The following is an 11,700-nucleotide window of genomic DNA, read 5'->3' on the forward strand; positions in this document are numbered from 1 at the left end:
GGCCCGCGACAACGCCGTGCCGCGCTTGCCGGCAGCGCGCCGCACTGCGGGGCTGGGCGAGCAGCAGGCAATACCCGCCAACCCATATTCCCACGACTCAACAAAGCAAAAGGCTAAGCGACTATACCCAGTAGAAAAACTGGCCACTTGCAGGCCAGGGATGCGGCAAAAGTAGTGACCGGGGCGATGCGGTATGATGCGGAACTTTCTGCAGACCCTGACTCCCGCCATGTCGCTCTATACCGCTGACACCATCGCCGCCATTGCCACCGCCCCCGGACGCGGCGGCGTTGGCGTGATCCGCATTTCCGGCAAAGCGCTGCAGGACTTCGTTACCACGCTGCATGGTCGTACGCTGACGCCGCGCCATGCGCACTTCGCCAAATGGCGCGATGGCGATGGCCAGGTCATCGACGAAGGGCTGGCGCTGTTCTTTCCGGGGCCGAACTCGTTTACCGGCGAGGACGTGCTCGAGCTGCAGGGCCACGGCGGCCCGGTGGTGCTCAACATGCTGCTGCGCCGCTGCACCGAGCTGGGCGCGCGCCACGCCGAGCCCGGCGAATTCACCAAGCGCGCCTTTCTGAACGGCAAGCTCGACCTCGCCCAGGCCGAAGCGGTCGCCGACCTGATCGACGCGCAATCGGAGGCCGCGGCCCGCTCGGCGCTCAGGTCGCTCGATGGCGCGTTCTCGCGCGAGATCGATACCCTGCTCGAACAGCTGATCAACCTGCGCATGCTGGTCGAGGCGACGCTCGATTTTCCCGAAGAGGACGTCGACTTTCTGGAGGCCGCCGACGCGCGCGGCAAGCTTTCGGGAATCCGCGCGCAACTGCTGACCGTGCTGGCCACCGCCAGCCAGGGCCGGCTGCTGCGCGAGGGCGCGCAGGTCGTGCTGATCGGGCAGCCCAATGTCGGCAAATCCAGCCTGATGAACGCGCTGGCCGGCGAGGACGTGGCCATCGTCACCGACATCGCCGGCACCACGCGCGACACGGTGCGCGAGTTGCTGAGCATTCATGGCGTGCCGCTGCATGTGATCGACACCGCGGGCCTGCGCGAGACCGACGACGTCGTCGAGCGCATCGGCATCGCGCGCACCTGGGCAGCGGTCGAGAAAGCCGATCTGGCGCTCTTGCTGCTCGACAGCCGCGAGGGCGTCACCGCGCACGATCAGTCCATCCTGCAGCGCCTGCCGCAGGGCCTGCCGGTGCTGCGCGTGTTCAACAAGATCGACCTGACCGGCGAAGTGCCCGGCGCCGTGGCTGACGACGAGATCCACGTCTCCGCCAAGCGGGGTATTGGCCTGGAGGCCTTGAAGAACAAACTGCTTGAGCTGGCAGGGTGGCAGGGTATGGAGGACGGGCTGTTTCTCGCCCGCGAGCGCCACCTCGACGCCATCCGCCGCGCCCAGGCCAGCCTGGAGCTGGCGGACGCGGCCTACCAGCAGATCGAGCTGCTGGCCGAAGAGCTGCGCCAGGCGCAGCACGCGCTGGGCGAAATCACCGGCGCGTTTTCCGCCGACGATCTGCTGGGCGTGATCTTCAGCAAGTTCTGTATTGGTAAATAAGCCGCCAGCGCCTCAGGAGCAGGCGCGGTAAACCTCGGTCAGCGAGACGAGGCCCTGTTTGGCCAGACTAAGGCCATGATCGAGCATGAACTGCATGCCGTTGGCCCGCGCTTTTTCGCGCAGCTGGCGCTCGGAGAGCGTGGGCACGAAATATTCGCGCAGGATGTCGTCGGGCTCCAGCAGCTCATAGACGGCGCGCCGGCCCAGATAGCCATGGCCCGAGCACACCTTGCAGCCCTGGCCCTTCTCGAAGGGACTGACATCGTCCAGATGCAGGCGCTGACGGATCAGCGGGGTGATGGTCTCCGGCTTGCGGCAATTCGGGCAGTTTTGCCTGACCAGCCGTTGCGCCAACACGCCGAGCAAGGAGGTCTTCAGCAATTGCGGCGACACGCCCAGCTCCAGCAGGCGCGGGATTGCCCCGCAGGCCGAAGTGGTGTGCAGCGTGCTGAATACCAGGTGTCCGGTCAGCGCAGCCTCGACGGCCAGCTGCGCGGTTTCGGCATCGCGGATTTCCCCGATCATGATCACGTCCGGATCCTGGCGCAGCACATGGCGCAGCGTTTGCGGAAAACCGAAGCCCTGGCTGCTCAGCAGCTGGATCTGCACCATGTTGGGCAGGTGGTATTCGACCGGGTCCTCGATGGTGATGATGTTGAGGCCGACGCGTGAAATCGCCTGCAGCATGGCGTACAGCGTGGTGGTCTTGCCCGAGCCGGTGGGGCCGGTGACGAGCACGAGGCCGTTTTCATGGCGGATCAGCTCATCGATGCGCGCCATGTCCTCGTTGCGATAACCGATCTGGTCAAAGCTGCGCACCGCCGAATTCGGGTTGAGCAGGCGGATGACGACATTTTCGCCAAAGGGCGTGGGCATGATGGAGACGCGCAGATCCAGCTCATGGCCGTCGAGCTCGAGCACGATGCGGCCATCCTGCGGCAGGCGGCGTTCGGCAATGTTCAGCGTGGCCAGAATCTTGATGCGGCTGACCACCGCCGGCAAGAGGTGGCGCTCCAGCACGCGCAAAGGGCGCAGCTCACCGTCGATGCGCAGCGCCAGTTCAACATCATCGCGGCGCGGTCGAATGTGCAGGTCGGACGCGCGCATGCGCAGCGCCTCCTGGAAGAAGGAATCAACCAGCTTGACCACCGGCTTCTGCTTGGCGAGGTATTGTGCCTCCAGCCACAGCCGGCGCTCTTCCTGATCGACCGTTTTCGGTGCGGCATCGCGCGCTTCTTCTTCAAGATGCTCTTCGATCTGGTCATAGTGCTGGGCAATCCGCCCGAGCAGCACCAGACGTTCGGCAATCACGATCATCACCGGCTTTTGCAGCAGGAAGCGCAGCTCCTGGTAGGTTTCCTGGCCGGGCAACTGGGCTGCGGCGATCACGATGACGCTGTCGAATTCCATGACCGGCATCACGGCATTGTTGCGGGCGAAGCTCGAGGGAATGCGGCGGATCAGCGTTTCCGGAATGACGAAGCGTTCAAGATTGATGTGCGGCACACCCAGCTGCTTGTGCAGCAGCATCTGCAGGGCCAGTTCGTCGACCAGCCCAAGCTCGACCAGTGCCGCGCCCAGGCGCATGCCCGGCGTGCTTTGCTGCAGGATGATGGCCAGATCGAGGTCTTTCTGCGTAATGACGCCTTCCTCGATCAGCAGCGCGCCGATGGGCTTGTGCAGCTGTGTTTTGGCGGAGTCCAGGTACTCGCGCAGATCGGCTTCGCTTTCCAGCGGTTTCAATATCTTGGCCTGTTTGTTCATTCCCCTGCCCCGCGACATGTCACTCCCTATGCAAGATAGCTGATGCGCATCGGGAAGGTAAAAAAACAGGCTCCCGCGGGAGCCTGTCAACCATGTCTTGCCAGCACTACAGCTCGACCTGCATACCCATTTCGACCACGCGGTTGGGCGGGATGCGGAAGAAGCTGGTCACACGGGTGGCGTTGCGCATCATCAGGCTGAAGAGGCGCCGGCGCCACCAGGCCATGGCCGGATAGCGGCCCTCGACGATGGTTTCGCGGCTGAGGAAGTAGGAAATCTGCATCTCGTCGAGATTGATTTCCGGCTGCAGCTGCTGCAGCTGCTCGATCAGCTGCGGCACATTGGGCTCGTCCTTGAAGCCGAAGGTGGCGATCACCTGATAGAAGGAAGAACCCAGCTTGCGCACGGCCAGCCGTTCGCGGCGCGGAATGTGCGGCACGTCGTCGGTGGTCAGCGTCATGAAAATGACCTGCTCGTGCAGCACCTTGTTGTGCTTGAGGTTGTGCAGGAGCGCATGCGGCACCGAGTCGCTGCTGGTGGTCATGAAGATCGCCGTGCCGTCGACACGCTGGGTTCCCGAGGACTCCATCGCCTCGACAAAGCCCTCCAGCGGCATTTCGCCCTCGCGCAGGCGCTCGTAGAGCAGCGTGCGGCCACGCTTCCACGTCATCATCAGCGTAAAGGCAACGAGGCCGATCAAGAGCGGCACCCAGCCGCCGGCGTGGATTTTCAGCGTGTTGGCAGACAGGAAGGCCATGTCGATCAGCAGCAGCAGGCCCAGCACGGCGAACACCACACTCTTGCGCCAGCCGGCCAGGCGATTGCCAAGCACGACAAAGGACAGCAGCGTGGTCATCACCATCGTGCAGGTTACCGACAGGCCATAGGCGGCAGCCAGATTGCTGGAGCTGCGGAACATCAGCAGCAGCAGGATCACCGAAGCCAGCAGGAACCAGTTGATCTGCGGAATGTAGATCTGCCCCATTTCCTTTTCCGAGGTGTGGCGCACATCCAGACGCGGCGAAAAGCCCAGCTGGATGGCCTGGCTGGTCACCGAATACGCGCCGGAAATCACCGCCTGCGAGGCAATGATGGTTGCCAGCGTCGCCAGCACCACCAGCGGCAACTGCGCCCAGTCGGGCGCCAGCAGGAAGAAGGGGTTCTTGATGGCTTCGGGGTTGTGCAGCAGCAGCGCACCCTGGCCAAAATAATTGAGCACCAGCGCCGGCAGCACGAGGCCGAACCAGGCATAGCGGATCGCCGGGCGGCCGAAGTGGCCCATGTCGGCATACAGCGCCTCGGCGCCGGTAATGCACAGCACCACCGAGCCCAGCAGCACGAAGCTGATCAGCGGGTGGGCGGCAAAGAAATGCCAGGCGTACCAGGGGTTGAGCGCCGCCAGCACCTCGGGGGACTTGATGATGTTGTACAGGCCGAGGATGGCCAGCACGACAAACCACAGCGTCATCACCGGGCCGAACAGCTTGCCCACCGTCGCCGTGCCGTGCGACTGCATGGCAAACAGGCCCACCATCAGCGCGATGGCGCAGGGGATGATGTAGGGGTCGAACTCATGCGAAATGACGCTGATGCCTTCCAGCGCGGACAGCACCGAAATCGCCGGGGTGATGATGGTTTCACCGTAAAACAGCGAGGCGCCGAAAATGCCGCAGAGGATCACCACCAGCATGCGCCGCGGATTGCCGTGAGAGGCGCGCAGCGCCAGCGCCATCAGCGCGAGAATCCCGCCTTCGCCGCGGTTGTCGTTGCGCAGCACGATGGCGACGTATTTCAGCGATACCACCAGCATCAGCGACCAGAACACCAGCGAAAGGATGCCCAGCACATTGAAAGCATCCAGCGTCAGCGGCACATGGCCGTTGAAGCATTCCTTCAGCGTGTAGAGCGGGCTGGTGCCGATGTCGCCATACACCACGCCCAGCGCAGCCAGGGCCAGGGTGGGCAGCCTGGAGGAAGTGGGACTCGAGCTCGCTGACATGAAGCAGCCATCCATAACAGGGGTTGAATAAGCCGGGTTTTCCAGCGGCAGCACGCGCCGCCGAAAACCATGAACACCTCGTTCTGCAAGCGTCCACCTTTCCGGCTTTCCCGCAACAAGCGGCTCGCAGGCGCATTCAACAGCCTGCGCACGCGAAGAGGCGCGGATTATACCCCCGGCCTCAAGGGCTGCCGCTGATTCTAGCCGCTGTGTTGCGGCAATGCAGCACCGCCAAACAATTGTTTGCCAAGGGAAAGTAGCGAGTCAGCACGGGCCCGGCCAGATCAGGCCCGGAGCCTGCCCGGCGGCAAGTCGCGCCCAGTCGAAATGCGGGCCGGGATCGCTCTTGCGGCCCGGCGCGACATCGCTGTGGCCGAGCACCGCGCGCAGGGGATGACGCTGGCGCAGCGCGGCCAGCAAACTGCCAAGTACGGCATACTGTATATCGCTAAAGCCAATGAAATCCGAGCCTTCCAGCTCGATACCCACCGAAAAGTCATTGCAGCCCGCGCGCCCTTCCCAGCTGGATGCGCCAGCATGCCAGGCACGCTGCGTGGTCGGCACGAACTGCAGCAAACGGCCGTCGCGGCGGATGAAGAAATGCGCGCTGACGCGCAATTCCGCCAGCTGCGGGTAGGCGGGATGGGCGTTGCGGTCCAGCGTATTGGTGAACAGGCGCTCGACATCGTCGCCGCCAAAGGGCTTGCCCGGTGGCAGGTGGATGTTGTGGATCACCAGCAGCTCGACCGCGCAATCGGCCGGGCGGGCATTGCAGTTCGGGCTGGGCACGCGGCGGGCAGCGGTGCACCAGCCCTCGGCATCGATACAGAAATCAGCGAGGGTATCCACCTGCAAGCCAACAAGGGCATGAGTCATCACGACATACCCAGCCTTTCCATGCGGTAACGCAGGCTACGGAAGGTGACGCCGAGGATTTTTGCCGCCTGTGTGCGATTGCCGCCGGTTTGCCCCAGCGCCTGCAGGATGGCGGCCTTCTCGGTGCGGTCCAGATAATCCTGCAGCGGAAAGCAGCCGGCCAGGCCGCTGCCACCATGCTCCGGCTCGTCGCTGACGGTGAGCTGCAGGTCGTCCGCGCCGATCTGCGTGCCGTCGGACAGCGCCAGCGCGCGCTCCAGCACGTTTTCCAGTTCGCGCACATTGCCGGGAAAACCGTAGCTGCGCATGGCCTCGGCAGCCGTTGGCGTCAGCTCCGGCAAGGCGCTGCCGTTGCGCTCGGCGATGCGTGCGAGCACATGCCGGGCAATCGTGAGGATGTCGTCGCCCAGCTCGCGCAAGCTGGGCATGCGCACCTCGATGACGTTCAGGCGGTAATAGAGATCCTGACGGAACTTGCCGGCCTCGACGCAGCGCGCCAGATTCTGGTGCGTGGCCGAGATGATGCGCACATCGACTTCTTCTTCCTGCGTGGCACCCACCTTGCGCACCTTGCGCTCCTGGATGGCGCGCAGGAGCTTGACCTGCATGGCCAGTGGCAGGTCAGCGACTTCATCGAGAAACAGGGTGCCGCCGTGCGCAGCCTGGAAAAAGCCGCTGCGGTCTTCATTGGCGCCGGTGAACGCGCCCTTGCGATAGCCGAAAAACTCGCTTTCCATCAGGTTTTCCGGAATCGCCCCGCAGTTCACCGCGACAAAGGGCTTGTCGGCACGGCTGGAGCGCGCGTGAATCATGCGTGCCGCGCGCTCCTTGCCCGAGCCGGATTCACCGGTGATGTACACCGGCGCCTGGTTGCGCGCGAGCTTGTCGATCAGCTGGCGTACCTGCTGCATCGGCGGCGAGACACCGACCAGCAGGCTGTCGCCGGCGGCCTCGGGCGCGGCCTCGCTGGCTGCGGCATCCAGCTTGAGCGCGGAGCGCACCAGCGTGCGCAGCTGCTCGAGCGCGACCGGCTTGGCCAGATAATCGAAGGCGCCGTGCTTGAGGGCGGTAACGGCATTGTCGGTGCTGCCATAGGCGGTGATCACCGCGACCGGCGTGTCATGGCCGCTGGCCTGCACGGCGCGCAGCACGTCCAGGCCGTCGCCATCCTGCATGCGCATGTCGGTCAGGCACAGATCATAATGGTTGGCCGCCACCAGCTCGCGCGCGCCCTCGACGCCATAGGCCTTGTCGACCGCCAGGCCCATCTTGATCAGCGTCAGCTCCAGCAGGTCGGCCAGATCGCGCTCGTCATCCACCACCAGGATACGGCGCTCATTCCTCGTTCTTTTCTGCATCCACCACTCCGAACACGATCCGGAAACAGGCGCCACCCTCGACCGGAGTCAGATACTCCAGCGCAGCGCCATTGGCCGCACAGATTTCCCGTGCGATATAAAGGCCAAGGCCGGTGCCCTTGGCTTCGGTCGTGAAAAACGGCTCGAACAGCTGGTGCTGGGCATCGGCGGGCACGGCCGGGCCATCATTGCAGACATCCAGCACCACATAGCCATCCAGCTCGCCCAGCACGAAATACAGGCTGCCCTGCTGCTTGCCGCAATAGCGCCAGCCATTGCGCGTCAGGTTCCACAGCACCTGGTGCAGATGCCCCGGGTCAAAGCGCACCGTCGCCAGCGCCGCCCCGCCGACCGGCAACGCCACGGTGATGCCTTCCTGCTGGCGGAATTCCTCGATGAAGTCGGCCAGCCATTCACCAAGCTGCAGTTCGCGGCGCTGCACGCGATCCCGCCGGTTGAGCTCCAGCACGTCGGTGACCATGCGATCCAGACGCAGCGCGTTTTCATTGATGATGCGGGTCAGGCGCGCCAGCAGCGGATCGTCGTGATGCTCTTCCTGCAGCAACTGGGCGGCATGGGTGATCGCCCCCAGCGGATTGCGGATTTCGTGCGCCAGATTGGCGGTCAGCCGCCCGAGCGCCGCCAGCTTCAGCTGCTGCGCCTCGCGGCGCAGGCGGTCCATGTCTTCGAGATAAATCAGCACATTGCCGCCGCGATTGGCGCCCAGCGCCAGAAAGCGCGGCCGCAGCGTCTTGCGCTGCCAGCTCAGCAGGCCGGGCTTGCCCCAGTCTTCATCGCGCCAGCGCGCCACCAGACCGGCCAGCGCCGGCGACCACTCTGCCAGCGGCATGCCCAGCTGTGGTGCCGGGCCGCCCAGGCGCACGATCTGCTCGTTGAACTGGTGGATGACGCCGTCACGATCCAGCACCAGCACGCCATCCGACACGTCCTGCAGGATGCGCTGGTTGAGCTGGCCCAGATTGGCCAGATCGATTTCGCGCCGTTCGGCCAGCGCCCGGTTTTCTTCGGCATAGCTGGCCAGCCGGTGCGACACCCAGGCCACGGCAAAACAGGCCAGGCACAGCAGCACCGGCGGCATGAAATCAACCGTGTAGGCCGGCGTTTCCAGCGTGCTGTGCACCGCTTCGCCCAGCAGCGCCAGCGTGGCCAGCGCGGCGTGAAAGAGCGTCATGCGGCTGCGGGCAATCAGCCCGGCGCCAGCCAGAAAGGGCAGCAGCAGCATGCCCAGCCCGCTGCGGATGCCGCCCATTTCGTGCATCAGAAAGACAATGAACAGGATGTCGAGGCCGACCTGCAGTGTCAGCTGCGCCGAGAGCCTGGGCTTGCGCCAGACAATGCCGAAGAAAAACAGGCTGGCGGTCGTGGCATAGAGCATCAGCACCGGAATGATGATGCCCAGCTGCGCGCTGTCCGGTCCCTGGCGCCCGACCCGCAATTGCAGGCCGATGGCCAGGCCGAACACCACGAGCAGGCGAAAGCCGTTGAGCAGGCGCAGCGAACGCCAGCGGGCTTCGCTGGCGATCTGGGCTGGGTCCTGCTCAGCGTTCACCGGGTTTACCGCCTTGCTGGCGCGCCATTCCTTCGACAAAGCGGGCCAGCTCCGACAGCGCGGCCTCATAGACACCGCGCTTGAATTCGATCACCGAATCCAGCGGCAGCCAGTAGTCACTCCAGCGCCAGGCATCGAATTCCGGATGGCTGGTGCGGCGCAGGCAGACGTCGGAGTCACGCCCGGTGAGCCGCAGCAGAAACCAGATCTGTTTCTGGCCGCGATAGGTGCCGCGCCATTCGCGGCGCACCCAGTTGGTGGGCACGTCATACTTCAACCAGTCGCGCGTGCGACCGAGAATCTGCACATGTTCCGGCAAGAGACCGACTTCCTCGGCCAGCTCGCGATACATGGCTTGCTCGGGCGTTTCGCCCTGCTTGATTCCACCCTGGGGAAACTGCCACGAGTGCTCGCGCACGCGCTTCCCCCAGAACACCATGTTCTGGCGGTTGAGTATGACAATGCCGACGTTCGGCCGATAGCCGTCACGATCGAGCATGGTTACTTCCTGAATTCGTTGGTTACCCCGATTTTATGGCATGCCGCCACGCTTGGAAACCGTGACGGGACGATTAACAGGGGTTTGAAAAAGGCGGATTTTCGGCTGCCATCAGGCATCGGGAAAAGCCAGGCGCAAATCGCCACCTGCAAAATCAAGGACTTATTCTTGGGCTTGCGTACGTTTCCCCCGGCTTGGCCGTAAAAAAGGGGCCACAGGCTGTTGTTCCAACAGCCTGTTAAACCGGGCAGGACGCCGCTCAGATGAACAGGCGGCGGTCGTTGTGGGGGTTCATGCGCGCCAGATCGGTGACAAATTCGCCAAATTCCAGGCCGTACTGCTGCTGCAGCTTTTCCGCTCGCGCCGCCAGCTCGGCCCATTTCGGACTGTTCTGGCCCCGCTTGAAGGCAAAGGCAATCACATTGCCCTTCTGGCGTGCCGGCAGCAGCAGAATGCGCGCGTCGAACACCGCCGAAATCAGGTCGCAGTACTGGGCAAAGCGCTTGTCCGAACCCCACAGGTTCACCGCCAGCACGCCATCGTCGCGCAAGCGCTCGCTGCAGGCGCGGAAGAACTCCTCCGTGGCCAGTGGTGGCGCAATACCCGTGGCGCTATAGGCATCCATCACGATGAAGTCCATGGCCTCTGGCGGTATACCATACAGATGCGCCGCCCCGTCGGCGGCAATCACCTGCAGTCGCTCGTCATCTTCCGGCAGGAAAAACATCGAACGCGCCACCGCGATCACCTGCGGATGCAGCTCGACCACGGTCTGGCGCGTGTCCGGCAGGTGTTCGTGCGCCCACTTGGCGATCGAGCCGCCCCCAAGGCCGATCAGCAGCATGTCGCGCGGCGGCTCGACAAACAGCAGGCTGCCGAATACACAACGCGAGTAGGCCAGCACCAGTTCGGTCGGATTGCTGATGCGCATCGCGCTTTGCGTGTCATCGCCGCCGAAATGCAGCTTGCGGATGCCCGCATCCTCGGAAATGTCGATGACGATATCGTCGGGCGAGCTTCTGGAAAAACGCTTGGAGCGAAACAGCATCACATCTCTCCGCAATCATTCAGCCCGGCGACCGGACGCGAGGCGAGGATGTTGATGCGGGAAGGATCACTGAAGCTTTCCTTGTCAAAGGCCTTGTCGCCATCCTCGCGCGCGACGCCATCGGCGCGGATGTTCACGAAATCGAACTGCTTGGGATCGGCCAGGTGCGAGGGCACGACATTGCACATCGCGGTGAACATGGTCTCCAGCCGGCCGGGGAAGCGCTTGTCCCAGTCGCGCAGCATGTCGCCGACCACCTGGCGTTGCAGGTTGGGCTGGCTGCCGCACAGATTGCACGGAATGATGGGGAATTGCTTGATCTCGGCGTAGCGCTCGATGTCCTTTTCGCGGCAGTAGGCCAGCGGGCGGATCACCACATGCTTGCCGTTGTCGCTCACCAGCTTGGGCGGCATGCCCTTCAGTTTGCCACCGTAAAACATGTTGAGCAGCAGCGTTTCCAGGATGTCGTCACGGTGATGACCCAGCGCAATCTTGGTCGCGCCCAGTTCTTCCGCCACACGGTACAAAATGCCGCGACGCAGGCGCGAGCACAGGCTGCACGTCGTCTTGCCTTCCGGAATGATGGACTTGACGATGGAATAGGTGTCTTCCTCGACGATGCGGTATTCCACCCCGATGGACTGCAGATACTCGGGCAGGATGTGCTCGGGAAAGCCCGGCTGCTTCTGATCAAGGTTGACCGCCACGATGGAGAAATCGATGGGCGCGGATTTCTGCAGATTCAGCAGGATGTCGAGCAGCGTGTAGCTGTCCTTGCCGCCCGACAGGCAGACCATGATGCGGTCGCCATCCTCGATCATGTTGAAGTCGTTGATCGCGTCGCCGACGCCGTGGCGCAGGCGCTTGGCGAGCTTGTTCAGGTTGTACTGGGCTTTCTTTTCCGGGTCGTTCATGACCTCGGCGGTCGTTTTGGCGTCCATGGGCTCTCAATGGAAACGGGGCGCAGCTCCAAAGAGAAGGGCGCCCCGTTGTCAGCAGATCGTTGAATTGGCGGGGAT

Annotated in this window: 9 protein-coding genes; 1 reads left to right on the top strand and 8 read right to left on the bottom strand. The window is 63.7% G+C overall.

Annotated elements, in window-relative coordinates:
* Window positions 1-229: 229 nt before the first annotated feature.
* Entirely contained in the window at window positions 230-1,567 is a 1,338-nt protein-coding gene (gene mnmE / locus C515_RS0107335; RefSeq protein ID WP_028454997.1) for a tRNA uridine-5-carboxymethylaminomethyl(34) synthesis GTPase MnmE, read from the top strand.
* A gap of 12 nt (window positions 1,568-1,579) precedes the next feature.
* Here the strand turns inward: mnmE and C515_RS0107340 are convergent, their stop codons facing one another.
* The 8 genes from C515_RS0107340 to ttcA form a co-directional block, all read right to left on the bottom strand.
* A complete protein-coding gene (locus tag C515_RS0107340) occupies window positions 1,580-3,331 on the bottom strand; it encodes a GspE/PulE family protein (protein ID WP_158380789.1) in 1,752 nt (583 codons plus the stop codon).
* A 106-nt stretch (window positions 3,332-3,437) separates the two neighbouring features.
* Complete coding sequence (locus C515_RS0107345) at window positions 3,438-5,330, bottom strand: potassium transporter Kup (RefSeq protein ID WP_028454999.1); 1,893 nt, start codon at window positions 5,328-5,330, stop codon at window positions 3,438-3,440.
* A gap of 264 nt (window positions 5,331-5,594) precedes the next feature.
* Complete coding sequence (gene ampD, locus C515_RS0107350) at window positions 5,595-6,206, bottom strand: 1,6-anhydro-N-acetylmuramyl-L-alanine amidase AmpD (protein WP_051304733.1); 612 nt, start codon at window positions 6,204-6,206, stop codon at window positions 5,595-5,597.
* Window positions 6,206-7,564, bottom strand: a complete 1,359-nt coding sequence (locus tag C515_RS0107355; protein WP_028455001.1) for a sigma-54-dependent transcriptional regulator — start codon at window positions 7,562-7,564, stop codon at window positions 6,206-6,208. Before C515_RS0107355 ends, ampD begins: the two co-directional genes overlap by 1 nt.
* Window positions 7,542-9,173 carry a sensor histidine kinase gene (locus C515_RS20050; RefSeq protein ID WP_158380790.1) on the bottom strand — a complete coding sequence of 544 codons (1,632 nt, stop codon included), beginning with the start codon at window positions 9,171-9,173 and terminating at the stop codon, window positions 7,542-7,544. Before C515_RS20050 ends, C515_RS0107355 begins: the two co-directional genes overlap by 23 nt.
* Window positions 9,124-9,633, bottom strand: coding sequence for an RNA pyrophosphohydrolase (locus C515_RS0107365; protein ID WP_028455002.1), 510 nt, complete (start codon window positions 9,631-9,633; stop codon window positions 9,124-9,126). Before C515_RS0107365 ends, C515_RS20050 begins: the two co-directional genes overlap by 50 nt.
* Before the next feature lie 259 nt (window positions 9,634-9,892).
* Window positions 9,893-10,681 (bottom strand): polyamine aminopropyltransferase, encoded by a 789-nt coding sequence (locus tag C515_RS0107370; RefSeq protein WP_043648562.1) that lies wholly within the window; start codon window positions 10,679-10,681, stop codon window positions 9,893-9,895.
* Window positions 10,681-11,622 (bottom strand): tRNA 2-thiocytidine(32) synthetase TtcA, encoded by a 942-nt coding sequence (gene ttcA / locus C515_RS20055; RefSeq protein WP_373277247.1) that lies wholly within the window; start codon window positions 11,620-11,622, stop codon window positions 10,681-10,683. The genes C515_RS0107370 and ttcA overlap by 1 nt, the downstream gene beginning before the upstream one ends.
* Window positions 11,623-11,700 lie beyond the last annotated feature (78 nt).

This window comes from Chitinilyticum litopenaei DSM 21440, from assembly GCF_000428145.1.
GTDB classification, from domain to species: Bacteria; Pseudomonadota; Gammaproteobacteria; order Burkholderiales; family Chitinibacteraceae; genus Chitinilyticum; species Chitinilyticum litopenaei.

Coding starts and splice junctions, on each gene's coding strand:
- C515_RS0107370 (WP_043648562.1), bottom strand. CDS start 10,681: ATGCTGTTTCGCTCCAAGCGTTTTTCCAGAAGCTCGCCCGACGATATC.
- C515_RS0107355 (WP_028455001.1), bottom strand. CDS start 7,564: ATGCAGAAAAGAACGAGGAATGAGCGCCGTATCCTGGTGGTGGATGAC.
- ttcA (WP_373277247.1), bottom strand. CDS start 11,622: ATGGACGCCAAAACGACCGCCGAGGTCATGAACGACCCGGAAAAGAAA.
- mnmE (WP_028454997.1), top strand. CDS start 230: ATGTCGCTCTATACCGCTGACACCATCGCCGCCATTGCCACCGCCCCC.
- C515_RS0107365 (WP_028455002.1), bottom strand. CDS start 9,633: ATGCTCGATCGTGACGGCTATCGGCCGAACGTCGGCATTGTCATACTC.
- ampD (WP_051304733.1), bottom strand. CDS start 6,206: ATGACTCATGCCCTTGTTGGCTTGCAGGTGGATACCCTCGCTGATTTC.
- C515_RS0107345 (WP_028454999.1), bottom strand. CDS start 5,330: ATGTCAGCGAGCTCGAGTCCCACTTCCTCCAGGCTGCCCACCCTGGCC.
- C515_RS0107340 (WP_158380789.1), bottom strand. CDS start 3,331: ATGAACAAACAGGCCAAGATATTGAAACCGCTGGAAAGCGAAGCCGAT.